Source organism: Bradyrhizobium sp. KBS0727, assembly GCF_005937885.2.
In the GTDB taxonomy this organism is placed as follows: Bacteria; Pseudomonadota; Alphaproteobacteria; order Rhizobiales; family Xanthobacteraceae; genus Bradyrhizobium.
Genome location: NZ_CP042176.1, coordinates 1,334,944 through 1,360,807, shown reverse-complemented (window position 1 = coordinate 1,360,807; position 25,864 = coordinate 1,334,944). Strand labels below are relative to the sequence as shown.

Annotated in this window: 27 protein-coding genes and 1 pseudogene; 13 read left to right on the top strand and 15 right to left on the bottom strand. The window is 64.7% G+C overall.

Annotation, left to right across the window (positions count from 1 at the left end):
- Nucleotides 1-123: 123 nt before the first annotated feature.
- The 6 genes from FFI89_RS06435 to FFI89_RS06410 all read right to left on the bottom strand — a co-directional run bounded on the left by FFI89_RS06435 (nt 124) and on the right by FFI89_RS06410 (nt 6,640).
- Nucleotides 124-966 (bottom strand): shikimate dehydrogenase, encoded by an 843-nt coding sequence (locus FFI89_RS06435; RefSeq protein WP_138833951.1) that lies wholly within the window; start codon nt 964-966, stop codon nt 124-126.
- A 31-nt stretch (nt 967-997) separates the two neighbouring features.
- Nucleotides 998-1,678, bottom strand: coding sequence for a YoaK family protein (locus FFI89_RS06430; protein ID WP_138833949.1), 681 nt, complete (start codon nt 1,676-1,678; stop codon nt 998-1,000).
- A gap of 97 nt (nt 1,679-1,775) precedes the next feature.
- Entirely contained in the window at nt 1,776-3,824 is a 2,049-nt protein-coding gene (locus FFI89_RS06425) for an elongation factor G (protein ID WP_138833947.1), read from the bottom strand.
- Nucleotides 3,825-3,987: 163 nt separating this feature from the next.
- Nucleotides 3,988-4,470 carry a DUF992 domain-containing protein gene (locus FFI89_RS06420; RefSeq protein ID WP_138833945.1) on the bottom strand — a complete coding sequence of 161 codons (483 nt, stop codon included), beginning with the start codon at nt 4,468-4,470 and terminating at the stop codon, nt 3,988-3,990.
- A 262-nt stretch (nt 4,471-4,732) separates the two neighbouring features.
- Nucleotides 4,733-5,245 (bottom strand): DUF992 domain-containing protein, encoded by a 513-nt coding sequence (locus FFI89_RS06415; RefSeq protein ID WP_138833943.1) that lies wholly within the window; start codon nt 5,243-5,245, stop codon nt 4,733-4,735.
- A gap of 192 nt (nt 5,246-5,437) precedes the next feature.
- Nucleotides 5,438-6,640: a pyridoxal phosphate-dependent aminotransferase gene (locus FFI89_RS06410; protein WP_138833940.1), complete on the bottom strand. Its 1,203-nt coding sequence runs from the start codon at nt 6,638-6,640 to the stop codon at nt 5,438-5,440.
- A gap of 205 nt (nt 6,641-6,845) precedes the next feature.
- Here FFI89_RS06410 and FFI89_RS06405 point away from each other — a divergent pair, with 205 nt between their 5' ends.
- The 3 genes from FFI89_RS06405 to FFI89_RS34245 all read left to right on the top strand — a co-directional run bounded on the left by FFI89_RS06405 (nt 6,846) and on the right by FFI89_RS34245 (nt 9,294).
- Nucleotides 6,846-8,075, top strand: a complete 1,230-nt coding sequence (locus tag FFI89_RS06405; protein ID WP_138833938.1) for a glycosyltransferase family 87 protein — start codon at nt 6,846-6,848, stop codon at nt 8,073-8,075.
- Between the two features lie 192 nt (nt 8,076-8,267).
- The gene (locus FFI89_RS06400; protein ID WP_138833936.1) at nt 8,268-8,921 is read left to right on the top strand and encodes a glutathione S-transferase family protein; all 654 of its coding nucleotides are present in this window, start codon (nt 8,268-8,270) and stop codon (nt 8,919-8,921) included.
- Nucleotides 8,922-9,117: 196 nt separating this feature from the next.
- Nucleotides 9,118-9,294 carry a hypothetical protein gene (locus tag FFI89_RS34245; protein WP_168212803.1) on the top strand — a complete coding sequence of 59 codons (177 nt, stop codon included), beginning with the start codon at nt 9,118-9,120 and terminating at the stop codon, nt 9,292-9,294.
- A gap of 292 nt (nt 9,295-9,586) precedes the next feature.
- Here the strand turns inward: FFI89_RS34245 and FFI89_RS06390 are convergent, their stop codons facing one another.
- Nucleotides 9,587-9,940, bottom strand: coding sequence for a DMT family protein (locus FFI89_RS06390; RefSeq protein ID WP_138833932.1), 354 nt, complete (start codon nt 9,938-9,940; stop codon nt 9,587-9,589).
- Nucleotides 9,941-10,147: 207 nt separating this feature from the next.
- Here FFI89_RS06390 and FFI89_RS06385 point away from each other — a divergent pair, with 207 nt between their 5' ends.
- From FFI89_RS06385 to FFI89_RS06375, 3 genes are all read left to right on the top strand, one after another.
- Nucleotides 10,148-10,966, top strand: a complete 819-nt coding sequence (locus FFI89_RS06385) for a PAS-domain containing protein (RefSeq protein WP_138833931.1) — start codon at nt 10,148-10,150, stop codon at nt 10,964-10,966.
- A 139-nt stretch (nt 10,967-11,105) separates the two neighbouring features.
- A complete protein-coding gene (locus FFI89_RS06380) occupies nt 11,106-11,567 on the top strand; it encodes a GNAT family N-acetyltransferase (RefSeq protein WP_138833929.1) in 462 nt (153 codons plus the stop codon).
- A 285-nt stretch (nt 11,568-11,852) separates the two neighbouring features.
- Nucleotides 11,853-12,791 (top strand): aldo/keto reductase, encoded by a 939-nt coding sequence (locus tag FFI89_RS06375; RefSeq protein ID WP_138833927.1) that lies wholly within the window; start codon nt 11,853-11,855, stop codon nt 12,789-12,791.
- A gap of 90 nt (nt 12,792-12,881) precedes the next feature.
- Here FFI89_RS06375 and FFI89_RS06370 read toward each other — a convergent pair whose 3' ends face one another.
- Nucleotides 12,882-14,132: a DUF1501 domain-containing protein gene (locus tag FFI89_RS06370; protein ID WP_371722471.1), complete on the bottom strand. Its 1,251-nt coding sequence runs from the start codon at nt 14,130-14,132 to the stop codon at nt 12,882-12,884.
- 5 nt (nt 14,133-14,137) lie between these two features.
- A complete protein-coding gene (locus tag FFI89_RS06365; RefSeq protein WP_138833925.1) occupies nt 14,138-15,730 on the bottom strand; it encodes a DUF1800 domain-containing protein in 1,593 nt (530 codons plus the stop codon).
- A 101-nt stretch (nt 15,731-15,831) separates the two neighbouring features.
- On the opposite strand from FFI89_RS06365, the gene FFI89_RS34795 reads away from it, so the two are divergent.
- The 3 genes from FFI89_RS34795 (at nt 15,832) to FFI89_RS06350 (ending at nt 17,403) form a co-directional block, all read left to right on the top strand.
- Nucleotides 15,832-16,035, top strand: a complete 204-nt coding sequence (locus FFI89_RS34795) for a hypothetical protein (RefSeq protein ID WP_138833923.1) — start codon at nt 15,832-15,834, stop codon at nt 16,033-16,035.
- Nucleotides 16,032-16,715, top strand: a complete 684-nt coding sequence (locus FFI89_RS06355; RefSeq protein WP_138833921.1) for an HAD family phosphatase — start codon at nt 16,032-16,034, stop codon at nt 16,713-16,715. Before FFI89_RS34795 ends, FFI89_RS06355 begins: the two co-directional genes overlap by 4 nt.
- Nucleotides 16,716-16,929: 214 nt before the next feature.
- On the top strand, nt 16,930-17,403 hold the full coding sequence (locus FFI89_RS06350; protein WP_138833919.1) for a peptidoglycan-binding domain-containing protein: 474 nt from the start codon (nt 16,930-16,932) through the stop codon (nt 17,401-17,403).
- Nucleotides 17,404-17,505: 102 nt separating this feature from the next.
- On the opposite strand, the gene FFI89_RS06345 is transcribed toward FFI89_RS06350, so the two are convergent.
- From FFI89_RS06345 to FFI89_RS06335, 3 genes and pseudogenes are all read right to left on the bottom strand, one after another.
- Nucleotides 17,506-18,177, bottom strand: a complete 672-nt coding sequence (locus FFI89_RS06345; protein WP_138833917.1) for a class I SAM-dependent methyltransferase — start codon at nt 18,175-18,177, stop codon at nt 17,506-17,508.
- Between the two features lie 42 nt (nt 18,178-18,219).
- A complete protein-coding gene (locus FFI89_RS06340; RefSeq protein ID WP_138833915.1) occupies nt 18,220-18,684 on the bottom strand; it encodes an Rrf2 family transcriptional regulator in 465 nt (154 codons plus the stop codon).
- A 32-nt stretch (nt 18,685-18,716) separates the two neighbouring features.
- Nucleotides 18,717-19,351 (bottom strand): annotated as a pseudogene (locus FFI89_RS06335) (TetR/AcrR family transcriptional regulator).
- An 88-nt stretch (nt 19,352-19,439) separates the two neighbouring features.
- On the opposite strand from FFI89_RS06335, the gene FFI89_RS06330 reads away from it, so the two are divergent.
- Together FFI89_RS06330 and FFI89_RS06325 are read left to right on the top strand one after the other, a co-directional pair.
- Entirely contained in the window at nt 19,440-20,231 is a 792-nt protein-coding gene (locus tag FFI89_RS06330; protein ID WP_138833913.1) for a crotonase/enoyl-CoA hydratase family protein, read from the top strand.
- A gap of 185 nt (nt 20,232-20,416) precedes the next feature.
- Nucleotides 20,417-21,748: a serine hydrolase gene (locus FFI89_RS06325; protein ID WP_138833911.1), complete on the top strand. Its 1,332-nt coding sequence runs from the start codon at nt 20,417-20,419 to the stop codon at nt 21,746-21,748.
- 365 nt (nt 21,749-22,113) lie between these two features.
- Here the strand turns inward: FFI89_RS06325 and FFI89_RS06320 are convergent, their stop codons facing one another.
- Nucleotides 22,114-22,821 (bottom strand): glutathione binding-like protein, encoded by a 708-nt coding sequence (locus tag FFI89_RS06320; protein WP_138833910.1) that lies wholly within the window; start codon nt 22,819-22,821, stop codon nt 22,114-22,116.
- Nucleotides 22,822-23,040: 219 nt separating this feature from the next.
- Here FFI89_RS06320 and FFI89_RS06315 point away from each other — a divergent pair, with 219 nt between their 5' ends.
- Together FFI89_RS06315 and FFI89_RS06310 are read left to right on the top strand one after the other, a co-directional pair.
- A complete protein-coding gene (locus tag FFI89_RS06315) occupies nt 23,041-24,156 on the top strand; it encodes an MBL fold metallo-hydrolase (RefSeq protein WP_138833908.1) in 1,116 nt (371 codons plus the stop codon).
- Nucleotides 24,153-24,791 (top strand): SCO family protein, encoded by a 639-nt coding sequence (locus tag FFI89_RS06310; protein ID WP_246669375.1) that lies wholly within the window; start codon nt 24,153-24,155, stop codon nt 24,789-24,791. Before FFI89_RS06315 ends, FFI89_RS06310 begins: the two co-directional genes overlap by 4 nt.
- Nucleotides 24,792-24,812: 21 nt before the next feature.
- Here the strand turns inward: FFI89_RS06310 and FFI89_RS06305 are convergent, their stop codons facing one another.
- The gene (locus FFI89_RS06305; RefSeq protein WP_138833906.1) at nt 24,813-25,046 is read right to left on the bottom strand and encodes a hypothetical protein; all 234 of its coding nucleotides are present in this window, start codon (nt 25,044-25,046) and stop codon (nt 24,813-24,815) included.
- Nucleotides 25,047-25,075: 29 nt separating this feature from the next.
- Complete coding sequence (locus tag FFI89_RS06300; protein ID WP_138833904.1) at nt 25,076-25,837, bottom strand: sulfite exporter TauE/SafE family protein; 762 nt, start codon at nt 25,835-25,837, stop codon at nt 25,076-25,078.
- Nucleotides 25,838-25,864 lie beyond the last annotated feature (27 nt).

Here is a 25,864-nt window from a genome sequence, read left to right as displayed (position 1 = left end):
GGCGAACGAGTTGATAGCTAAAGGCGGGCATACGAGAATCTCCGGGGGACAGCGCTGTGCTGACCTAACTATTGACCCCGGTTTTTCGTGAATATTCCGGCTCAAAAATCCGCGATCAGCCGATCATGTCTTCGTGAGATCGGCCTCGACCAGCGCACGCAATTCCGGCGTCACCGCGGGGCGCCGGCCGAACCACAATTCAAAACCCCGCACCGCCTGGTGCAGCAACATGCCGAGCCCGTCGGCGGTCTTCAGTCCGCGGCCTTGGGCGGTGGCAAGCAAGGGCGTTTGCAGCGGCACGTAAACGAGATCCGCGACCGCGGCATCGGACGGCAGCAAATCCACATCGAGTTCGAGCGGAGGCTGGCCGTGCATGCCGAGCGAGGTCGTATTCACCAGCAGGCCGGCGCGCGGCAGCAGACCGCCTGCGCCATCCCACGCGACCGGCACCACCCTCGGCCCGAACTGTTCCGCAAGCGCGCGAGCGCGCGCCAGGGTGCGGTTGGCCAGATGCACGCGCTTGATGCCGCGCTCGATCAATCCGAACAATACCGCGCGCGACGAACCGCCGGCGCCCAGCACGAGTGCGTCCTCCGCCTTGTCCCAGCCGGGCGCGCAGGCGTCGAGATTGTTGATGAAGCCTTCGACGTCGGTATTGGTCGAGCACAGCTCGCCGTCCCTAAACCACAGCGTATTGGCCGCACCGACCGCGCGGGCGCGGTCGTCCGGCTTCGACAGCGCCAGGGCGCGCTCCTTGTGCGGAATAGTGACGTTGGCGCCGACGAAGCCGCGAACGGAAAGCCGCAGAACAAAATCCCCGAACTCGTCGGGCGGTACGGCCTCGATGACGTAGCCGCCTTCGATGCCAAGCGTCCGCAACCAGTAATGATGGATCAGCGGCGAGCGCGAATGCGCCGCCGGCCACCCGATCAGGCAGGCCGCGGGGGATTTGGTTCCACTTGTCATGGCCGTCAAATCGGGCAAGCCGGGACCTAAGTCAATGCGTTTTCGAGCGAAGCATGCCCTCGGACTTGATCCGGGGTGGTTGCCGGTTGGTCGCGGCAACGATGCCGCTCAGGGCCAGCGCCGCGGCCGCGCCAAACCAGATCGCAGCAAGATTGATCCAGGCATAGGCCAGCGCGCCGAGCACCGAGCCCGCGACCAGCGCCGCCCACAACATGAGATTGGGCGCCCAGGCCCAGCGCGGGCCGCCGGTCACCGCCTTCGCCATCAGCTGGCCGACCTTGATCAGCGCGCCGGTGACGTAGGTCAGACCGAGACCGGCGCCGCCATGGATCTGGAACACGGCGTTCTCCAGCCCCATCGCCAGCACGATCGCGGCCACCGCGAGGCTCGGCTGACCGAACGTATAGGCGAGCGCGGCGACGGCCAGCAGCAAGGCCTCCGCCAGCAGCACAAAGGGCTGACGATGCGCACCGTGGCCGAGCACGATCAGGCTGCCGGCCGCCGCCCCGATTACGAACAGCGCGATCAGTCCGAACGCTTCCGCCGCGGTCTGCCAATGCGCCTGCGCGATGGCGACGCCCATCCGGGTCGAATTGCCGCTCATGAAGGAGACGAACAGGCCGCCAAGGTGCAGATAGCCGATGGCATCGACATAGCCGGCAAGCGCGCTCAGCGCGCAGGCCAGGACAACGTTGCGGCGTGAATCAAGCATCGTGGACTTGCGCACCAACCCTGATGCGCAAGCTAGCTGTGATCGAAGGCGTTGCCAATGATCATGCCTCCCGACAGGGCGGCACGACCGGCAAAGGCTACGCCGCCACCCGGTGCGCGGCGATGATCTGGTCGGCGGCGCGGCCGGTGACTTCGGACATGCGGTCGAACTGCCTTGTAAAACTGCCGGCGCCGGCGGTGGCCGAGCGCAGTTCCACGATCAGGTCGCCGATCTCGGCTTCCGGCATGGTGGCGCGCACGCAGTCCCATCCCGGCCAGTTCTCGCGGGTATCGAAGCCGAGAATCTGGCCGCGCCGCGCCGACAGAATGGCATTGATCTTCGCCGTGGCATCGGTCGGGCAGACGATCTCCACCATGTGGATCGGCTCCAGCAGCACCGGCTGGCACTGCGGCAGCGCCTCGCTCATGCCGATCCGCGCCGCGGTGCGGAACGCGAGATCGGAGGAGTCGACGCTGTGATAGGAGCCGTCCGTCAGCGTCACCGTAAGGTCGATGACGGGGAAGCCGAGCGGGCCGCGCGTCAGCCCGTCGACCACGCCCTCCTCGACCGCGCCGATATAGTTGCGCGGCACCGCGCCGCCGACGACCTTTTCGTGGAATTCGAAGCCCGAGCCGCGCGGCATCGGCTTGACCTCCAGCACCACGTCGCCGAACTGGCCGTGGCCTCCGGACTGCTTCTTGTGGCGGCCGCGCTGCGTGATCGATTTGCGGATGGTCTCCTGGTAGCCGATCGCGGGCGCATGCGATTTGACGTTGACGCCGAAGCGCTCGTGCAGCCTTTCGAGCGCCACGCGCAAATGCATCTCGCCCTGTCCCCACAGCACGATGTCGTGGGTTTGCGGGTTCTGCACCATGGTGAGTGACGGGTCCTCCTCGTTCAGCCGCAGCAGCGACTGGCCGAGCTTGACGTCGTCCTTGCGGTCGGTGGCCGCCAGCGACATCGCCAGCACCGGCGGCGCCGGTTCGACATGCGCGAGCGCGGATGGTGCGGTCTTGCCGCTCGACAGCGTGTCGCCGGTCCTGATGGCGTCGAGCTTGCCGAGTGCGATGGTATCGCCGGCTTCCGCCGCGGCGCGCTTGCTGTCGTAGGCGCCGTTGACGGCGAGGATGCCGGATACGCGACCGGTTTCGCCGGACGAGGACTGCAGCGTCGCGCCGTCATCGAGGTGGCCGGCCAGCATCCGCGTCAGCGACAGCTTGCCGCCGTGCTGCAAATGCACGGTCTTGAGCACGTAGGCCAGCGCGTCCTTTTGCGAGGACACCCCGAGCCGCTTGGCGGTCGTGGTGACATCGGGCGCCTCATGCCGCAGCGCCTTCATCAGCCGCAGCACGCCGTTTTCGCGGGTCGCGGCTCCGAGCAGCACCGGGCAGATCAGGCCTTCGCGCAATTCGCGCGCGAGATCGTCGAACACCGCGTCGCGCGGCGGCTGAATGTCTTCAAGCAGTTGCTCCATCAGCGCGTCGTCGTGATCGGCGAGCTTTTCCAGCATCGAGAACCGCGCTTCCTTCTCGCGGTCGAGATTGCCGCCGTCGAGATCCACGACTTCGGAAGCCTTGTGCTCGCGATAGACGAAAGCGCGTTCCAGCGCGAGATCGACAAAACCTTCGATCAGTTCACCGTTCCAGATCGGAATCTGGCGCAGCACCAGCGGCACGCGCGACGCCGGTTGCAGGGTCGCGAGCGTCTCGCGGATGCGCTTGTTGGCGCGATCGATCTTGTTCAGGAACAGGAAGCGCGGAATGCCGAGATCCTCGAGCTCGCGCAGGATGATCTGCAGTTGCGGCAACTTCTTCTCGTCGGCTTCGCAGACCACGACCGCAGCATCGACCGCGGGAAGCGCCGCGCGCATGTCCTGCGCAAACTCGATCGAGCCGGGACAATCGATAAAGGTATAGCTGTCGCCCATGAAACTGGTTGTGGCGGCGCTGAGGCCTACGCCCATCTTGTGGTGGCGCGCTTCGGGGCTGGAATCGCCCACCGAAGTTCCCGCATCGACGCTGCCGGCTCGGGGGATGGCGCCTGTGCGCGCCAGGATGGCTTCAAGAAGGGAGGTTTTACCACTCTGGAAAGGGCCCACCAGCGCAATGCACCGTGGACCTCGGGGACTTCTGACATCTTGTCCCATTGCCGCCTCCTAACGTTGGAGCTCGGCCCTTGATTGGGTCGGCAAATCGGATGCTCCGCCCGTCCCGCTGTTTTGGCAAGCAGGAAATGTCGCTGCGCTGCATCGTGACGCGCCCTGGTTTTACCCTCGCCCCAAGTGCGGGGGCGAGGCAGCAGATGAGCAGTTAACGTCCCGGTCGCAGTTCCAGGCTTTCGAGTCCGGCGGCAACGCTGACCCCGACCTGGCCCTGCACGCTCAACGGCTGCAGCGCGATCGAATTGTTGGATCCGCCGATCAGCACATTGCCGCCGACACCGACGCCGAGCGTCGCACTGCCCTGTGCCCCGGCATAGGTGCCGGAGAGATCGCCCGGCCCGAGCCGCGCCACCGGTGCGAACACGCCCCAGGCCAGCGCCGATTCCTGGGTGATGCCGAGATCGAGACCGAGCTTGCGAATGGTGGCGATGTAGCGATCTTCCGGCAGGCCTTCGGCGCGCAGCACGCAACCGAGATTGGTCACGGAACCGACGACAAAACCAATGCTGGCAGCGCCGCGGCACTCCAGAACGCCGACCTGCACGCGTCCCGGAGCTTGCGCGTTGGCGCAGGCGATGGATGCGGTCAGCATGGCAAGTGCCGCACCGGCAAGAATGAGGAAGCGATGCATGAAGACGTCTCCGGCTGAAAAATGGTGATGCGAGCAGAGAACAGGACAACGCGCCGTGCCCGCGGCGCTGAGAGTTCTATGCCATAACATTAAGGGCGCTGCCAGATTTTGGGCGTCATTCCGGGGCGCGAAGCGAACCCGGAATCTCGAGATTCCGGGTTCGATGCTACGCATCGCCCCGGAATGACAGCCACTGAAGGAATGGCGAGCTACACAAAAAAAGGCCCGCTTGCGCGGGCCTTTCCTTCAACCGTAACCAATCTCAGCCGCGCCGATGGCGGTGATAATGCCGGCGCGGCGCGTGGCCGCGGAACGGCTGCAGCTCGATATCGGCGATCCCGGCGGCGACGTTCAGCCCGGTCTGGCCCTGCAAGCTGATCGGCTGCAGCGCGTAAGAGTTCGCGGGGCCTCCGACCAGGAAATTGCCGCCGCCGCCGATACCGACCGACGCGTTGGCGCCGACGCCACCATAATTGCCGGCGAGATCGCCGCGGCTGATCCGGCTGTTCGGCGCGTTCACCGCCCAGGCCAGTTGCGTCTGCGCGGTGATACCGAGGTCGAGGCCATAGCGGCGCACGGTCGCGATGTAGGGTTCGGGACGCCGCCCCTCGCTCTGGAACACGCATTCGAGGCTGGTCACCGAGCCGACCACGAAGCCGACGTTCTGGCCGCCCTGGCATTGCAGGATGCCGGCGCGAACTGGCGGCAGCGCGTTGGCGCTGGCAAGCGGCGCGATCAGCGCAGCCGTGGCAAGGGTCAGTGTCAGGAATCTCATGTCTCTGAATCTCCGCAAGAGGAACTTGATTTGCGGAGCGGACAGGAAGGAAGCGCCGTGTTCAAAACAAGGCGCTTCCCAAAGAAGACGTCAAAACATCAAACGTGCGACGTGTGATGTGATTTGACACGTCATTATTTTGACGCGTTTGCCAACGCGAGCCGAACGACAGTTCCGTCGACGCGAAACGCGCTACCGCAGGTTGCCGCAAAAGCGCTGGATACGTTTGCAGGCGTCTTCGAGATCGGAGGTTTTCGTCGCGTAGGAAATCCGGAATGCCGGTCCAAGCCCGAACGCCGAACCCTGCACGACGGCGACGCCTTCGGTTTCCAGCAATTCGGTGACGAAGTCCTCGTCGTTCGCAATCACCTTGCCGGACGGCGAGGTCTTGCCGATGGTGCCGCCGCAGGACGGATAGACGTAGAACGCGCCTTCGGGCCGCGGGCATTCGATGCCCTTGGCCTGGTTGAGCATGGACACCACGAGGTCGCGGCGTTCCTTGAACACCTTGTTGTGCACGGGGATGAAATCCTGCGGACCGTTGAGCGCCTCGACCGACGCCCACTGCGAGATCGACGACGGGTTCGAGGTCGACTGCGACTGGATCGTCTGCATCGCCTTGATCAGTTCGGCGGGACCACCGGCATAGCCGATGCGCCAGCCGGTCATGCAATAGGCCTTGGAGACGCCGTTCACGGTCAGCGTGCGGTCGTAGAGTTTCGGTTCGACCTGCGCCGGCGTCGAGAACACGAAGTCGTCATAGACCAGGTGCTCGTACATGTCGTCGGTCATCACCCAGATGTTCGGATGCTTCACCAGCACGTCGGTGATCGCCTTCAGCTCGCTGCGCGTATAGGCGGCGCCGGTCGGGTTCGACGGCGAGCACAGGATGATCCACTTGGTCTTCGGCGTGATCGCCTTTTCCAGATCCTCGGGCCGCAGCTTGAAGCCGCTCGAAGCCGGGCACACCACCGGAACGGATTCGCCGCCGGCCAGCGCCACCATTTCCGGATAGCTCACCCAGTACGGCGCCGGGATGATCACCTCGTCGCCGGGATTGATGGTCGCCATCAGCGCATTGTAGAGCACCTGCTTGCCGCCGGTGCCGACGATGACCTGGTTCGGCTTGTAGGTCAGGCCGTTCTCGCGCTGGAACTTGGCGATGATGGCTTCCTTCAGCTCGGGAATGCCGCCGACGTCGGTGTACTTGGTCTTGCCGGCCTCGATGGCGTGGATCGCCGCCAGCTTGATGTTGGCGGGCGTGTCGAAATCCGGCTCGCCCGCGCCAAGGCCGATGACGTTGCGGCCCGCCGCTTTCAGCGCGCGTGCTTTATCCGTGACCGCGATGGTCGCGGACGGCTTTACACGGTCGAGCGCAGCAGACAGGAAGGTCATCATTATCTCCTGATTATCTCTGGGCAAACGTCGTGAACTCGCAAGGATTCCACGACTCTTTCTGATGGGATCGCTGCACCCTAAGGCGCTGCGCGCTGCATCGCAAGAAGCTTGGCCGGTGAGGCCCAAACTTTAGAGAACGTTAAAGTGGGCTCGGTACGGTCGGAGCAATATCAGCGCAATATTCGGCAAATTCCGCGGCGAAATGACAAATATCCGGCAAGGGCTGCGATCGGGCGATTGGCTGACGGCGGCGCGGATGCGCGGCTACAGCCTGATCCTGTTCGGCCTCTCCGTCCTGGTATTCGCCGGATGGATCGCGGTCGCCGACGGCCTGATCGACCGCAACGGCCAGCCGATCGGCACCGATTTCTCCAATGTCTACGCCGCGGGTGCATTGACCTGGCAGGGCCGCTCGGCGGAAGCCTATGCGCCTCCGCTGCAGCATGCCGCCGAGAAGGCGGTGTTCGACGGCCGCGAGGTGCCGTTCTACGGCTGGCACTATCCGCCGTTCTTCCTTGCGATCGCCGTGCTCGTCGCCGCCGTCCCCTATGCGTGGGGCCTGGCGATCTGGCTGATCGCAAGCTTTGCCGCCTACCTCGCCGCGATCCGCGCCATCCTGCCGCGTCCCGAAACGTTGCTTGCGGCCACAGCTTTTCCCGCGGTGTTCGTCAATGTCGGTCATGGCCAGAACGGATTCCTCACCGCAGCGCTGCTCGGCGGCGCCCTGCACTGGCTCGATCGAAGGCCGACGCTTGCCGGCGTGCTGATCGGGCTACTGGCCTACAAGCCGCAGTTCGGCGTGCTGATCCCGATCGCCCTCGTTGCAGGCGGACGCTGGCGCACGATCGGCGCGGCGGCCATCACCGTTGCCGTGCTGGTCGCCGTCAGCTTCCTGACGCTGGGCGGCAGCATCTGGCATGCCTTCACCGACTCGATGAATTTCACGCAGACCATCGTGCTCGAACAGGGTGGCACCGGCTGGCAAAAGATTCAGTCGATCTTCTCGGCGGTACGGGCCTGGGGCGTCGGCGTACCGATCGCCTATGCGGTGCAGGCTTCGCTGCTGGTCTCGCTTGCCGCCAGCCTGGCCTGGCTCTGGCACAGCGATGCCGCGTTCGAACTCAAGGCTGCCGCATTGGCGGTAGGCAGCCTGCTGGCGACGCCCTACGTGCTCGACTATGACCTCGTGGTGCTGGCGGTCGCGATCGCCTTCTTCGCGCGATACGGCCTCGATCGGGGTTTCCGCGATTTCGAGATCAGCCTGCTGGCAGCGGCCTGGATCGTGCCGCTGCTGTCGCGCAGCATCGCCGGCGTGACCACCATTCCCCTTGGGCTGATGGTGATGCTTGCCTTTTATGCGTTCGTCCTGCGGCGCGCGGCGCTGGATCGCGCCGACATTGCGGTCGGCGCGCGCCGAATCGCGCAAGCGTGATCTGAATTGTTTGCACGTGTTGCGTGCCATATTGATGGAATCATTCTGCACGCGTGCAGTGCGGTAGAGGTTTTCGACTTTTTCCATCCGGCAGGTCTTGCGAGCCATCGGTAACGGCATCATTGTTTAGGCGCGTCGCGACAAGCTCGCCATGCGTGCACATCCTCTCGACCGGACGAAACCCTGAACACGATGTACAAGCTCTATTCGATGCAGCGCTCCGGCAACAGCTACAAGGTCCGCCTTGCGCTGGCGCTGCTCAATGCGCCGTATCACGCGATCGAAGTCGACATTTTGCGCGGCGAAAGCCGCACGCCGGACTTTCTGGCGAAGAACCCGAGCGGACAGGTGCCGCTATTGGAAGTCGGCGAAGGACGTTACCTCGCGGAGTCCAACGCCATCCTCTGGTATGTCTGCGGCGGCACCTCGCTGGCGCCGGAATCGCGCATCGAGCGCGCCGAGGCGCTGCAATGGATGTTCTTCGAACAGCATGCGCTGGAGCCCAATATCGGCGCCGCCTATTTCTGGCTGTCGCTGGTCAAGGGCGGCCGCGACCTGCAGACCCACGCGCTGGAAGACTGGATGGAGCGCGGCTACGCGGCGCTGCAGGTGATGGAAAATCATCTCAGGAACCACGCCTATTTCGCCGCCGGACAGCTGACGGTCGCCGACATCGCGGTGTACGGCTACACCCACGTCGCCGACCGCTGCGATTATGATCTCGCAACCTTCCCTGCGATCCGCAGCTGGCTGCGCCGGGTCGAGCAGACCCCGGGTTTCGTCGCCATGGACTGGCAGCCCGGCGCCGAGGTCGACGACCCCGCCCGCATCGCCGCCGGAGCCTGACCGCCCCGGTTACTGGCGTCGCACCCTTCACATTCGCGCGAGAACGCGCCCAAAGGTTAACAACCGGGGGGTGAGCGTTAACGCCTGCGGCGATTTCGCCATTTTCGGCGCGGGAATCGCCGCAATGTTGCCGGCGGACCCTGCGAGATTCTCCGGCGTCGCGGGTGATTCGCCCGCGCCTTGAAGGATTTGGACCATGATACGGTCGCCCGGCACGGCGGGCTTTGTGAGCCGCCATGCACCTGTTGCTTCTTCCCGATTGACCAACGCCATCGCCGCCACGCTAGCGATCGGCGCGCTCTCGCTGTGCCTCGCCGTCACGCTGACCGTGTTGTCGATCAAGGTCTCGATGGCGATGCCGGTGCCAGCGTAATCACGGCTTTTCCGTTTGCATCATTATTAGCCGCGTTTTCGAGCGAAGCATGCCCTCGGACTTGATCCGGGGGTGGACGCCGGTTCGCGTCAGGAAAACGCGTCAAACAAAAGAGCAGCACGCGACGATCTCGATCGCGACCGGACTATGATGAAAACACCTGTTGGACTGGTGACCGTCGCGCTGGCGGTAGCGACCCTGCTTGCGGTCGCGCTCCTGATCGCCACCGGTACGCGCGGCGAAGACCACGACGGAGCGGTGCGGATGCGGTCGCCCGCCGCGAAGGTGTGCCCTACGACCATTTGTGGAAAATAAAGAACGCGCCGGCGGCGATGAAGCCAAATCCGAGCGCGTGATTCCACCCCAGCGGCTCCTTCAGATACAGCACCGAAAATCCGGCGAACACCACCAGCGTGATCACTTCCTGCATGGTCTTGAGCTGCGCCGCCGAATAGACCGCGCTGCCCCATCGGTTGGCCGGCACCGCCAGCCAGTATTCGAAGAACGCGATGCCCCAGCTCACCATGATCACCAGCGGCAGCGAGCTTTCCTTGAATTTCAGATGGCCATACCAGGCGAAGGTCATGAACACATTGGAGGCAAACAGCATCAGGATGGGCAGGATCGAGGGGGAGATCGTCGGCATTACGTCCTCTTGAAATTTACCCGCGCTAACAAGCGGGCGCGGAACCCGGTTCCAGCCGATTTCGAATATCATTTGATTTCAAAACCACAAAAGCCGGACACATCCGCGCAACGCCTTCTTAAGGCTACCAAGCGAAAGCCCGCCACTGTGGCAACTATCGGGCAGACTGGGAGCCTTATTGTTAGTCGGCGGACGACGGATAAGAGCATGCGGATCGACTGGCGCGCAATCTCGGGTCCCGCTTTGACGGCAGCAACGGCGGCGATCGCCTTCGTTGTCGACCGCCACTTCGTTGCCGTCCCCAATCCGGCTCCGCTGTTCGTCTGCATTGTCGCACTTGCCGCTTCGATCAGCGGCATTGTCTGGGGCCTGATCAGCGCTGCGATCGCGGTGGCGTCATCGGCGGTGTTCTTTCTCGGGCACCGCGCGATGCCTGGCTACGACATGTCGGATCTGGCGCGCATGGGACTATTGGCGGCGACCGCGGCCGGCACCGCCGTCATCACCGGGGTGTTGCGGCAGAAATGGATCGACGCCTTCGCCTGGGAGCAGAAGCACCATGCCACCTCCGCGCGGCTGTCGGCGGCGCTCGATCAGGTCGACATCGGCATCGTACTGCTCGGTCCGGACACCCGCGCGGAATTCATCAACCGCGCCTTCCGCGACTATTTCCAGCTCTCCGACCAGCAGGCCGACAGCAAGCCGCCCTTTATCGCGCTGATGTATCACGGCCGCGACACCGGCGCCTGGGAGCTGCCGGAGGACGAATTGGGCGCCTTCATCGCCAGGCGCACCGAGGCGATGCGCGCCGGCGATTCCACGCCGATCAACATCAATCTCACCAGCGGCGAGGTGCTGCGCTTCAGCTGCACGGCGCTGCCGGACGGCGGACGCATGCTGAGCTACACGCCCGTCACCGACCTCGTCCGTCACAGCGACGATCCCGCGAATGCCGACTACTACCGCTCGCTACGCGGCGGCGGCAGCGACCGCTACCTCGCCCGGCGGTTGCGCGCGGCGGAGTAAACCCGGCCCGGCCCGGTCGCCCCGGCGCCGCGCCCGGTCGCCAGGCGATTGATCCCACAGCATTGCGACGATAGGAATGGTGCGCCCTCGCGCGCCGTCATTACTTTTCCGCGCGACTTCCTCCAGAACGGAAACACGCATGCCCGGCGATGTCACCATCCGCTTCGTCACCCGCCAGGACTACGCGCAGTGGCTTCCGCTGTGGGACGGTTACAACGCGTTCTACGGCCGGTCGGGGCCGACCGCGCTGGCGCCTGAGATCACCGCGATGACGTGGCAGCGTTTCTTCGACGGCTATGAACCGGTGCACGCGCTGGTCGCCGACAGTGGCGGCGAACTGCTCGGGCTGACGCACTATCTGTTTCACCGTTCGACCACCGCCATCGAACCGACCTGCTATCTGCAGGACCTGTTCACCGGCGCCGCCGCACGCGGCAAGGGCGTCGGGCGGGCGCTGATCAAGGGCGTCTACGCCCAGGCGCAACTCGCCGGTTCGTCGCGCGTCTATTGGCAGACGCACGAGACCAACCACACCGCGATGCTGCTCTACGACAAGGTCGCGGACAAGTCGGGCTTCGTGGTCTACCGCAAGATATTCTGACCTAGCTTTGCGACCCTCTTGGCGTCCCTGTGGATAAGTCGCGGTGTCACCGGCGCGTAACATAGCCCGGCTAGGTTGTGCCTGCGTCTGATCAGGCCCCCCGTCTCAGATCACGCGCCCCAAGCGGTTCCCGGTCAGTCGCCGCGTCTGACCGGGGCCGCATCTTTTTTGCTTTATTCCTGCATTCCTGCCCCCCGCCGATCGCGGTAACACCGCACCTTGCGGGCAGAGGTCAGGCGGGCCAGAGTGCCGGCCCTTTTCGTGCCACCCCCACAGGATCGATCCATGCAAATTCGCAATCTCGGCGGCTCCGGCCTGCGCGTCTCCGCCGTCGGCCTCGGCTGCAACAATTTCGGCCAGCGCACCGACCTGGAGACTTCGCGCAAGGTGATCCACAAGGCGATCGACCTCGGTATCACGCTGTTCGATACCGCCGACATCTATGCCGGCATGGGCGGCTCCGAAACCGTGCTCGGCCAGGTGCTCGGCGATCGCCGCAAGGACATCGTGCTGGCGACCAAATATGCCAAGCCGATGAGCAACGACGGCACCAAGCAGGGCGCGTCGCGCCGCTACATCATGTCCGCCGTCGAAGCCAGCCTGACCCGGCTGAAGACCGACTACATCGACCTCTACCAGCAGCACGATTACGATCCCCTGACGCCGATCGAGGAAACCCTGCGCGCGCTCGACGATCTCGTTCGCCAGGGCAAGGTGCGCTACATCGGCAATTCGAATTTTCCGGCCTGGCGCATCGCGGACGCCGAACTGGTCGCGCGGCAGATGAACGTCAACCGCTTCGTCTCGTGCCAGGACGAATACAGCCTGGTGGTGCGCGGCATCGAAAAGGACCTGCTGCCGGCGGCGCAGCAATACAAACTGGGATTGTTGCCGTTCTTCCCGCTGGCGAGCGGCCTGTTGACCGGCAAGTACCAGCGCGGCGCGGCGGCTCCCGCCGACACGCGCTTCGCCAAGGCGCCCGCCCTGAAGGACCGCTACGTCACGCCGCGCAACGAAGACATCGTCGAGAAGCTCGAGACATTCGCGAAAGCGCGCGACCATACCATGCTCGAACTCGCCTTCTCCTGGCTCGCGGCGCGCCCGCAAGTCTCCAGCGTCATCGCCGGCGCCACCCGTGTCGAACAGGTCGAGCAGAACGTCAAGGCGATCGGCTGGACGCTGAGCGCGGAAGAAATGGCGGAGATCGACGGGATTACGAAGTAGGTTCGTCATTCCGGGACGGTCCGAAGGACCGGACCCGGAAGTTCGAGATTCCGGGTTCGCGCGTTGCGCGCCCCGGAATGACCAACCACATTACCCCACCAATCCCTGCATCGGCTTCACCGGCGCGCTGTCGGGGAACACGGTTTCGGCCAGCACCCGCTCCCCTAAACCGAACTGATCGTGCAGCACGCCTTTCATGACGGCGCGCAGGTCGGTGGTCGGGGCGAGGTCGCGGCCCTGGTAGAGATTGGCGAACTTCAAGCCCGGCCAGTCCGAGATCACCCGGCCGCCCTTCACCGCGCCGCCGGCGAGCAGTGCGACGGTGCCGGTGCCGTGATCGGTGCCTTGCGTGCCGTTGATGCGCGCGGTGCGGCCGAATTCGGTGGCGACCACGACGACGGTGTCGCGCCAGCGCGCGCCGAGCCCGCTTTCGAATTCCGCCAGCGCGCCATCGAGGCCACCAAGCAGTTGCGCCAGCCGGCCGACCGGGCCGCCCTCATTGGCGTGGGTGTCCCAGCCGTCGAAGGCGAGTGCGGCGATCCGCGGACCGTCGTCGGCCATCATCAGTTTCGCAGCCCCCCGCGCTACCAGCCGCATCGCGCCGACACCATTGGTGCCGGGCTTCGGCTTCATGTCGTCGCCCTGCGCCGCCTTGTCGAGCGCGAGCCCCTGGGTCAGCGCCATCGCCAGCGCCGGATCGCGGTGGCTGTAAAGTTCGGCAAGCCGCGTCGCGGTATCGTCGGCGACCTGCGGCAACGCGACCGGCGCCCAGCCGACCGTTGGTGCTGCGCCGCGCAACACCAGCGGCGTGGTCGGACCGACCGCGAGCGCGCTCGTCACGCGATCTCCTCTTGGCAGCGATTCCAGCGCGCGGTTGAGCCAGCCGGATTGCACCCGGCCGGGACCGGCAAAGCCGCTTTCGAGCACGTCCTGTCCGTCGAAATGCGAGCGGTCGCGATAGGACGTCGCCACCGCGTGAACCACCGCCGCCTTCTTGTCGCGATACATCCGCGCGAATTCCGGCATCGACGGATGCAGCGCGAAGAACGAATCCAGCGGCAGCGCCGCGTTCGGACCTGATGACGTTAGCGCGATCGCGCCATGCAGGCCGGCATAGTCGGGGTCGCCGATCGGCGCGACGGTGGCAAGCCCGTCGAGCGCGCCGCGCAGGATGATGACCACCAGCCGCGGATCGCGCCCGTCGGCGGCCCGCGCGAATTTCGGCAAGTAGGCCCAGGCCGCAAACGACGCGCCGCCCAGCAACAGCGCGCGCCGCGACGTTACCGAAGCCCGTAGGCCTTCGCAGCAATCCATGGTGGTTTGCGTCGTTGTCGTTTCCATGGGTGTCATCTCCTCTGGAATTCCGGCGACATCAACAACAGCGCCAGCGCCTGCTGCCGCGATTCGGCGCGCTCGACGGTTTTGCGCGTCTCCTCGGAGGCCGCGTCCGCGGCGGCGAGTTCGAGCAAAGCGCGGGGATCGATGCCGTCACCGAGCCGCGAAGCGATCTGCGCGGAGATATCGAGCCGCAGCTTCATGCCCTCCGGTGCAGCCCATGCCGCGTTGCTGTCGGGAAAGCCGTTCGGCCCGGCGGGCGCCCATAGCGGCTGCCCCAGCACATTGAGGGCACCGAGATAGCGGGCGGGATCGCCGGGAATTTGCGCGAGCAATCTCCCGCTCGCGACCAGGAATTCGTAAGGCGAGCGCATCTTGGTCAGCGGCGCCTGCCAGGCTTCGTCGGAATTCAATAGCGCCGTCGCCAGCGCCCTCAGATCGCCGTCGGTCTTGACGAAGACATCGCTCAACCGCGCCACCAGCGCCGGCGGCGGATCATCAGCCACGAAGTGCCGCGCCAGTTTGGTGGCGATGAATTTCGCGGTCGACGGATGCCGCGCGATATCGGACAGCACCGCCTCGCCCTGCGCCACGCCGTTGGCTTCATAGATCTTGCCCATCACGCGCTGGGCGCCCGGCTGATGCGCATTGGCGTTGAACACGAAGGTGCCGGGCGTACCGAGCTGGCCCTGGCGTCCGGCATAGGTCCAGCCGGTGATGATGCGCGCCAGCGAGGTGACGTCGTCCTGCGAATAGCCGCCGCCGACGCCGAGCGTATGCAGTTCCATGATCTCGCGCGCGAGATTTTCGTTCAGGCCGCGGTTGCGGTTCTGGCCGGCGCGGGAGTCCGGGCCGAGCGACTGCTGGTTGTCGAGAAAAAACAGCATCGCCGGATGCTGTTCGACCGCCTTCAGCATATCGGCGAAGCGGCCGAGCACATGCGGCCGGATCGCCTCGCGTTCGAACGAGCCCGCCCACATCCGCGCCAGTCCACCCTTGCCGGCCGAGATGCAGAAGTGATTGGACCAGAACACCACCAGCCGCTCGACGAAACCGCAATCGGCAATGGTGGCGCGCTGCAGCCGCGCCAGCGCCTCGGCGCGGAAGGTTTTCTGGATGATGTTGAGCTGTTGTGGCGGCGGCTTCGGCGCATTGGGCTGCATGGTCTCGGCAGACTTAGCTGAAGGATCGGCCATCGTCGCATTGGCGCCGTCGCCCGACTTCGCCTGCGATTCCTTTGCCTGCGGTTCCTTCGCCGTGATGTCCATGGCGATGCTGCTGAGCGACAGGTTTCGCCGTTGCGCTTTCGCATCCGGCGGCGCCGGCTGGGCGGGCGCTTCGGTGCCAGTGGCGGGTGCTGCCTTGGCGGCGGCGTCGCGGGCCTGCTGGATCTCGAACTGATAGTCGAACACCGCCTTGCCGAGCGCCGCCGTCGACTGCAATCCGGGAACTTCGAGCAGCACGCCGTTAGGGCGAAGAAGCTCGGCCTTCACAAATCCGCGCGGATCGGAGGCGGCGTTGACGAAATCGCCGGATGCCCCGCCGCGCGCGCCGAAGCCGAAGCGATTGAGCGCAACCAGGGCTGCTTGCGAATCGCGGGCCATTCGATTTCCCTTAAGCGTTCCCGGGCGTATATTGCCCCGGACTATACTGCCGTTCGAGATGAACCCGAGATTAATTCCGCGTAGGAATGCGGCCCCAATTCATGACAAATCGGTCGGAAAACCAGCCCGCACGCCGCCTCGCTTGCGCCGCCTGTGGCGCCGAATTCGGCTGCAACCTGTCCGGGCCGTGCTGGTGCAAGGACGAAGCCTATCGCCTGCCGCTGCCGTCGGACCGCGGCGATTGTCTCTGCCCGGATTGCCTGCGCGAGGCGGCCGCGCGCGCCGCAGATGCGATGTCAACGTGACCGGCACATGGAACGTCAGCGCCGTCCTGCTCGACATGGACGGCACGCTGCTCGACACCGAGCAGGTCTATCTCGACAGCCTGGTCGCGGCACTGCATGGGCATGGCTATACCGACGATGTCGTTCCGCTCTGCCGCGCAATGGTCGGCCTTCCGGGACCGGAATGCGAGGCGATGCTGCGGGCGCGTTACGGCGACAGCTTTCCGCTGGCCGAAATCAGCAAGGCTTTCATCGTCAAGCGCGATGCAATTCTGGCGGCGGGGCTGCCCGTGAAACGCGGCGCGGTCGAACTGCTCGACGCGCTGCAGGCGGCCGGATACCCGATGGCGATCGTCACCTCTTCGTCGCGGCGCACGGCCGATGCGCATCTGGCGCTTGCCGGCATCCGGGATCGGTTCGAAACCATCCTGACCCGCGACGACGTCGTCCGCGGCAAGCCGAGCCCCGAACTCTATCTGCTGGCGGCATCAAGGTTCGGCGTCAAACCGGAATCCTGCGTGGCGGTCGAGGATTCCAATCACGGCGTCGCGGCGGCGCTTGCCGCCGGCGCGATCACGATCATGGTCCCCGACATGGTGCCGCCGACGGAAGCGTCGCGCGCGAACTGCGCGGCGATCGTGCCCGACCTCGGCGCGGTGCTTGAGACGTTGCGAACAAAGTGCCGGTTCGAGCGGCGTTAGCTGGGACGGGCGCTCTGGATGTGCAACGCAGCGCAACAATCGACGCGCGATACGGAACAAGTGATCTGCACAACAGTTGACCAGCGAGGAAGCTGAAGTTGGCCTTTGATTGGACGCCGCTCGCCGGACGTTCGCGTTTGGCGGCGGCGCGTTTGAATCGACGCAGACTTTCAATGCGAAATCATTGAGACTTCAAGATCAGGGAAGGACGCCCATGCGTGTCTCGATCCTCGCACTTTTCGTCCTGGGAATTCTCGTCAGCGCAAATGTTGCCAAAGCCGGTCCGAGTACGACCGACCGAGACCTGCAGGCATCCGTCGATCCCGCGATCTTTGCTGACGAAGCAACTCAGGAAACCGAAGATCAGATCGGCCTCGACAAGGCAAGGCGTCGCGACGTGCAACGCCGAATGACCCGCCTCGGCTTCGACACCAAGATCAACGGACGGTTCGACGATCCGACCCGTGCGGTGATCGCGCGCTGGCAGGCGGCACGAGGCTATCCCAAGACCGGCTTCCTCAACACGCTGCAGCATCAGGCGCTACTGACCGAGTCCGTCGCGGTGGCGAACGCCGGCTTCGTTAGCAGCGACAAATCCGATGGCGACCGTCCGGCCCGTCGGCGCCACCGCGGCGGTGGTGGTCCAGGTGGGCTGATTGGCGGCGTGGTGGGCGGACTGTTCAGGTGACCGCGCGCGAACTGCGCCGCAGTGCCGACCTCGGCGCAGTGCGCGACGTGCTGCGAACCCCCTGCCGGTTCTGCCCGCCGGCCTTGACGATGACGGCTCGCATCAGGCGTAGGCCACCCAGCCGCGGAAGCTGAAGGCGGCGTAGAACAGACTGACATTCGAGAAGCCGGCCTCGCGGAGAATCGCTTCGTCCTGCTCCGGCGCGAGAATGTTCGTTTGCGTGTCAATCGCCACGCGAGCATTCGCCGCCTTGTCGGGATCGAGGCCGGAGGCGATCAGGAAGGCGGCGTGTCGCGACAGCCAGAGCGCGCGCTCGCCGTCACCCTGCGGAAAGCTGAGATGGGCAATCACGAAGGGCGAGCCGGGCTTGAGGCGGCGGTGGACTTCGACAGCCGCACGTCGCCGCTCCTCGGCGGTCATGAAGTGCAGGGTCAACAGACAGGTGGCTGCATCGAACGGCCCCTGTGGCGCGCCATCGATATAGCCTTGGTGCAGGCGCGCGCGCGACGAGAGTGGCCCAAGGGTCTGTTCGGCCAGCCTGAGCATTTCGGCGGACGGATCGATGCCGTCGAAGGTCCAGCCCGAACGGGCCTGCGCAAATGCCTTCAATTCCAGCCCGCCTCCGGCGCCAAGCACCAGCACGCGGGCATCTTCCGCGACACGCTCGGCCAGCAGCAGCGTCGTCATGGTTTGCATGGCGGTGTAACCAGGCACGAAACGCGGCGGCCCATCGGCGTAGCGCGCCACCGCCTGAGGATCGGAAAATGCGGCCATCCACTCGCTCATGCTGTCCTACATCCGCCGGTGATGATGGCGTCACGACGCATGGACATTCTCCAGATCATGAGATCCGCCACGGGCGATGATGCGCTGGTGAAGATCGGCGCTCAGCATGGCCAGCGTCACCTGCCCAAGACGCGCGAGCAGTAACGCCTCGGCATCCCAAAACGCCTGATTGAGAGCGGCATTGACCGCCTGTTCGACCAGGCAGCCGGGCGTATCCGCCCGGTGGCTCATGGCGAGAAGCGCGGGGCTGCCAAGCGCCGCGTAAATGTCGCACATGGTCACCTTCGACAGGTCGCAGGCGAGCCGCCACCCGCCGCCATGCCCTTTTTCCGACCGGACATATCCCTGCTCCCGCAGGCCCGCCATGATCCGACGGACCACCACCGGATTGGTGTCCATCGCTTTCGCCAGCATTTCGGAAGTCACGGGCCCGCGCTGCTCTGCCAGGTGCAGCAGGACGTGGAGCACACCGGATAATCTGCTATCTCGTTTCATGTAACATCATATGTTACATGATTGCGACCGAGTCAACCCGCCGACCCTTTGGCCCGCCGCGACGCCGGCCTGGCGCGAGCTTGCCTCGCACGGGCCGCGAGAGCGGCCTCGATCAACGCTCGCGCGGCCTCGCCGGCGGTTTCCATGTAGCTGGGATCGCGGTGCAGCAGCACGACGGCAAAGGAGCCGTCCAGCAGCAGCAGGATCTGCCGCGACAGTTTTGACGCTTCGGCAATCCCGGCGGCCGAAAACGTCCCGCGCAGCCACTCCTCGAACTTCTTCTTGTGCGCGGCGCCGATCCTGATCGCGGGATGACCGGGCATGTTGGCGAGTTCGGCCGAGGTGCGCAGGAAGCCGCAGCCTTTCCATTTCGGATGTCGCGCGGCGCGGGCGAGGTTGCGAAAGATGCGCTCGACCTGGGCCGGCAACCCGTCGTCCTCTCGGCGAACCATTGCTTGAACAGCGCGAGATTGGGCTGATCGCGGCCGGCGAGATAGGCCGCCACCAGATCGTCCTTGCTCCTGAAATGATAATACAGCGTGCGCTTGGTGACGCCGGCCTTCGCCGCCACCGCGTCGACGCTGACGCCCCGGATGCCGTCATTGTAGAACAGCACGTTCGCCGCCGAGATGATGCGTTCGCGGGTCGGGATTGCGGATCGTGCCATGGCCATCATGTATACTACCCAGTGAATATACTCAATCCGGGCCGACTCCTATGCTGCGCGCAACCCTGCACCCTCGGAGACGACCTGAATGTCCGACACCATACTGCTCGACGTCGACGGCGGGATCGCACTGATCACGCTCAACCGGCCCGATAAATTGAACGCGCTCAACTATGAGCTGATCGACCGGCTGATGGCCGTGCTCGATCAGGTCGAGGTCGATCCCAGCGCGCGCGTCGTGGTGCTCACGGGCGCCGGCGAACGCGCGTTTTCCGCCGGCGCCGACATCCACGAATTTTCCGGCAGCGTTCGCCGCGGTGCGAATACCGCGGCGCGCGACTTCGTGCGGCGCGGCCAGGCCATGACCGCACGGCTGGAAGCGTTCAGGAAGCCCGTGATTGCCGCCGTCAACGGTCTGGCGTTCGGCGGCGGCTGCGAAATCACCGAAGCCGTCCATCTCGCCATCGCCAGCGACCGCGCATCCTTTGCCAAGCCCGAAATCAATCTCGGCATGCCGCCGACGTTCGGCGGCACCCAGCGGCTGCCGCGGCTCGCCGGGCGCAAGCGTGCGCTGGAACTGCTGCTGACCGGCGACCCCTTTCCGCCGGCGCGGGCGCTGCAGATCGGGCTCGTCAACAGGGTCGTGCCGCATCAGGAATTATTGCCGGCGGCGCGCGAACTCGCCGGCCGCATCATGCGGCATTCGGCGCTTGCAGTCGGCAGCATCATCACCGCCGTGACCCGCGGATTGAACATGACCATCGGCGAAGGACTGCAGGTCGAAAGCGAGCAGTTCGCCGCGATGGTGCCGACCAGCGACCTCGCCGAGGGCCTCGCCGCGTGGAGAGAGCGACGGCCGCCGAGCTACACCGGCCGCTGACGCGATGCCGGCATCCGCTCAAATTTCGACTGAAAACTGTGCGATCCGAGACCCGAAAATACCTCGAAAGTAGTTCAATCGAACCTTCCCTATCCCACGTGGCTTTCGCTACGCTGCGCGGCGTATACGGAATCCTGCCGGACCGCCATTGCGGCAACGGCACGAAAACGATGCGAGGAAACGCCATGACCCATCTCAGCGCGCGCCGCGCGTCCAATTTCGCTGGCGCCAGCCTGCTCGCGTTCGCGCTCACAGGCTTTGCCCATGACGTCCGCGCCGAGGATGCGCCGACACTGCCCGGCGCGGCGCAGACTGATCCCGTCGCCAACCGCGTGATGCAAGGCTTTCCGCCGCCGGCCGACAAGACCGTGCGCTTCACCGACGGATCCAGCGGAAAATTCCCCGGCACGCGCTGGGCGTTCAGCCACATTCGCGAACTGGTACCCACGGCGAATGTGTGGCGCGGCGAAGGTCCGGTTGCGCAACTGCCGCGCGCCGAGCGCGACCTCGACAAAATTGCTGTCACGACAATGGACGGCAAGCAGATCGCCTTCGGCGACATGCCGGCCCTGACCTACACCGACGGCCTCCTGGTGCTGCACAAGGGCAAGATCATCTACGAGAAATATTTCGGCGCGGGCGACGCGCATCGGCCGCACATCGCCTTCTCGGTCACCAAGTCGTTCGTCGGCACGCTGGCGGCGACACTCGCAGCGCAAGGCAAGCTCGATCCTGAGGCGCGGGTCGTCAAATACGTGCCGGAGCTAAAGGACTCCGCGTACGGCGACGCCACCGTGCGGCAGGTGATGGACATGACCATCGGCGTCAAATATTCGGAGAACTACACCGACCCCAAGGCAGAAGTGTTCGACTATGCGCGCGCGGGCGGCATGGTGCCGCAGCCGCCGGGCTACACCGGGCCGAAGACGTTCTTCGAATTCCTCGTGGCCTTGCAGAAGGAGGGCGAGCACGACGCCGCCTTCGCCTACAAGACATCGAACGCCGAGGTGCTGGCGTGGATTATCAAGCGTGCATCTAGCCAGTCGATGGCAGATCTCTTGTCGCAGCAGATCTGGCAAAAGCTCGGCGCCGAGAACGACGCTTATTTCATGGTTGATAGTATCGGCACAGAGAGCGGAGGCGGTGGGCTCAACACCACGCTGCGCGATCTCGCCCGCTTCGGTGAAATGATCCGCAACGAGGGTCGCTTCAACGGTCAGCAGATTATCCCGGCGGAAGCGGTCGCCGACATTGTAAAGGGCGGCGACAAGGAAAAATTTGCCAAGGCCGGCTACAAGACCCTGCCCGGCTGGTCCTATCGCGACATGTGGTGGCAAACCCGCAACGAGAACGGCGCGTTCGAGGCGCGCGGCATCTACGGGCAGGCGATCTACATCGATCCGAAGGCGGAGATGGTGATCGTGCGCTACGCCTCGCACCCATACGCCGCCAATGCCGCCAACGATCCTGTCACGCTTCCGGCCTTTGCCGCGGTGGCGAAGGAGTTGATGAAGTGATCACCGAGCTTGGAGTCGGCTCAGCATCGGCATCGCGTCCGGCCAAATTCCGATTGAGCGGCCGACTGTATTCGAATTCGCCTTGAACCTGAGAATTGCCAAGTCCCTCGACCTCATCGTCCCTTCCACGGTGCTGACCCGCGCCGACGAGGTGATCGAATGAAGCGACGACTTCCGGGTTCGGCACTTTTCGATTCCGCTGCGAACACACAACACTCGTCATGCCTCGCGAAGGGGCATCCAGTACGCCGCGGCGGTCGGAGCAACGATGACCGGCGACTTTACTGGATCATCCGCCGGAGCCTGTCATCGGGCGCGCATTCGCGCGACCCGGTGGCGGATGATGACAAGCAGCGCGTGACGCCCTACTTCACCACCGCCGCCGTTTGCCCGAACAGCAGCTTGCGCTCTTCCTCGGTGCGGATCGCGGGCTGGCCGAAGTTCGGGTTGACCTCTTTCGCCTTGGCATAGGCGCGCTCGGTGGCAGGGCGGGCGCCGATGGTTTCCAGCCAGCGCTTGAGGTGCGGGAAGTCGTCGATGTTCTGGCCCTGGTTCTTGTACGGCACGATCCAGGGATAGCTTGCCATGTCGGCGATCGAATAATCGCCGGCGATGAATTCACGGTCGGCGAGGCGCTTGTTGAGCACGCCATAGAGCCGGTTGGTCTCATTGACATAGCGGTCGATGGCGTAAGGCAGCTTTTCCACGGCATAGTTGCGGAAGTGGTGGTTCTGCCCAGCCATCGGCCCGAGCCCGCCCATCTGCCAGAACGTCCACTGGATCGCTTCGTAGCGGCCGTAGAGGTCGGCGGGCAGGAACTTTCCGGTCTTCTCCGCCAGATAGAGCAGCATCGCGCCGGACTCGAAGATCGAGATCGGCTTGCCCCCGCCCTTCGGCGCGTGATCGACCATCGCCGGGATCCGGTTGTTCGGCGCGATCTTCAGAAACTCCGGCTTGAACTGATCGCCCTTGCCGATGACGACCGGGAAAATCTTGTACTCCAGGGCGGCCTCTTCGAGGAACATCGTTATCTTGTGACCGTTCGGCGTGGTCCAGTAATGGAGATCGATCATGGGCGTTGCTGTCCCTGCTTGAAATAGAAGCGCATCCCGAAAAGGATGCGGATGCATCGATTTGAGCCGGGTCGCATTCCCAAGTCAATGCCGCCGGCGTGGTCGCGCGCGAATGTGATGAGAGGCGCGCGCCCCGCCATTGAGGCGGCGCAGGTTTGCGCCTAAGTTTGCCGGCAGGTTTTGCGGATTTAACCGCAAGATGATCGGGGAGGTATTTCGATGACCACGGATCTTGCCCGCCGCGATTTTCTGAAAGCATCCGCCGCCTTCGCCGGCATCGCAGCCACGGGCGCATTTTCCTGCGTCGAGATCGCCAGCGCAGCACCCATTGCGGTGCCGACGGTGGACAAGCTGTCGATCAAGGTGCTGGTCGATTCCAGCTTCGATGCGTTCTTCCGCCCCAAACAGGCCAGCGGCGTTTCGATCACGCCGCTGCCAAGAAGCGCCGATTACCGAAAGCCGGTACACAGCGAATGGGGCCTGTCGCTGTGGCTGGAATCGCAGGCCGCGGGCAGCCAGCGCACGCTGATGCTGGATTACGGCTATACGCCCGAGGTTCTGATCAACAACATGGAACTGGTCGGCGTCGATCCCGGCAAGATCGATGCGCTGATCGTCAGCCACGGGCATTACGATCATTTCGGCGGTCTGCTCGGCTTCCTCGACAAGTTCCGCGACAAGCTTCCGGCCGACGTCAAACTCTACGCCGGCGGCGAGGACAATTTCTGCCATCGCGTCAACGCCACGCCCACCAAGGGTCAGTTCACCGACTTCGGCGCGCTCGACCGCCGCCAGCTCGCCTCGCAGAAGGTCACGACCGTGCTGTGCGAAACGCCGACGGTCATCGCCGGGCACGCGTTTACGACCGGCAAGATCACCCGCCGCAGCGGGGAGCGCGTGCTGCCGCAGACCTGGGTCGAATTCGGCATCAAGGACGGCCTCGGCTGCAACATCGGTCACTACCTGCCGGCCGAGATGGAAGGCAAGATCGTGCCCGACGAGCACATCCACGAGCACGCGACCTGCTTCAATGTCCGCGATCAGGGCCTCGTGGTGATCTCCTCCTGCGGCCATGTCGGCATCGTCAATTCGGTCAAGCAGGCGCAGGAGGTCTCCGGCATCCAGAAGATTCATGCCATCGTCGGCGGTTTTCATCTCGGGCCGGCGCCGGCGGACTACCTCAAGCAGGTGGTCGGCGAGATCAAGGCGCTCGAGCCGGATGTGCTGATCCCGATGCATTGCAGCGGACTCAATTTCGTCCAGGAGGCCACCGCGCAGATGGGCGACAAGGTGCTGGTCACTACCACCGGCAGCCGCCTCACTTTTGGAATATGAGCTTTCGCCGGGATCTGGTCGTCGGGCATGTGATCTTGCGCGCCATCGTCCTGTGGCTGATTCTGGCACCCGCGTTCGCCGGCGAAACACCGACGCGCTCGCCGGCGGAGATCATGGACATCCTGATGTGGAATCGGGAGCCGGTCGGCGGTCCCTTTGAGTTGACCGACCACACCGGCAAGGTACGCACCGAGCGCGACTTTCGCGGCAAATTGATGCTGGTCTATTTCGGCTTCACCTATTGTCCCGACATCTGCCCGGCCGACCTGCAGGCGATCGGGCTCGCGCTCGACAAACTCGGCGCCGATGCCGACAGCGTGCAGCCGCTGTTCATCACCGTCGATCCCGAGCGCGACACGACAAAACATCTCGCCGAATATGTACCGATGTTCCATCCGCGCCTGATCGGACTGACCGGCAGCGCCGAGGCCATCCGCAACGCCGCCGACGCCTACAAGGTCTATTACGCCAAGGTCGATCCCCCCAAGGAAAGCGTCAAGGAAGACGGCGGCTACTACACCGTCGACCACACCGCCTTCATCTACCTGATGGACCGCGAGGGAAACTATCTCGGCTTCTTCCCGCCGGGTACGTCCGCGGACCGCATGGTGGAGATCATCCGGCCGCGGCTATAGCGTTTTCACGCGAAAACCCGCTCAGCCGGAGCGACCGTGTTCGCGCAGATACTTCGCGCCACCCTCGGTGACGGTGACCCGCAGCCCTTCCACGGTCGGCCGGCGCGCGACATAGCCGCGATCGATGGCGTCCTCCCAGATCGTCAGCCGCGGGCAGGACGTTCGCCAGGTCTCGATCACGTCGGAATAGAGCCGCGGCTCGCGCGCGACCCACTCGACGAGATCCAGCACCAGCGGGTCTGATGGATCGGTCATCGGAACTCTCCTCGCTCAAAGAGCCGAGATCAGAAAGCAAAGGCACTGGTGCGCGACAACAGCAACCAGCCGCCATAAAGAATGTAATAGCCGGCAACGGTCGTGATCAGCCGGTTGGCCCAGGTGCGAAACTGCGCATCGCTCATGGCCTCCAGAATCCGCCGCGCCAGCGTGGTGCCGAGCATCGACGCCGCGATCGCAACCCCTGCCAATACCGGATCGAGCGTGGCCGCCTGATCGATGATGCCGCCGAAGTAGATCAGCTTGGTGAAATGGCTGGCGACTTGGCAGGTCGCCTTGGTGGCGACCGTCTCGCGGCGGCCGAAATTGCCGCCGAGAAAGAACGTATCCATCAGCGGACCGGAGACGCCGGTCATCAGCATCAGCCCCATGCAGATTGTGCCGTAGAAGGTGCCCTGCCAGATGCTGTCCGGATTGGGCTTGATGTCCTTCGGCATCATCCGCGCCATGAACGGGGTCGCGCCGAGCAGCAGCAACGCGATCGGCTTGTCCGGCACGTAGCGGGTGATCGACCACAGGCCGAGCGCAAGCGCGCAGCCGATCAGATAGACCGATACCGGCCGCCAGCGGATATGCGCGCGCCACAGGAAGGCGCGCCAGCCGTTCGACGCCATCTGCGTGATGGCGTGCAGCACCATCGCCGTCGGCAGCGGCATGAAGGTCAGCAGCACGCCGATCAGGATCATCCCGCCGGCCATGCCGAACAGGCCCGACAGGAACGCGGTCGCGACCATCAGCAGGCCGAGCGCGGCGATCAGAAGCGGCGTCATTGGAATCTCCGTAAGCCTGTTTTGCCG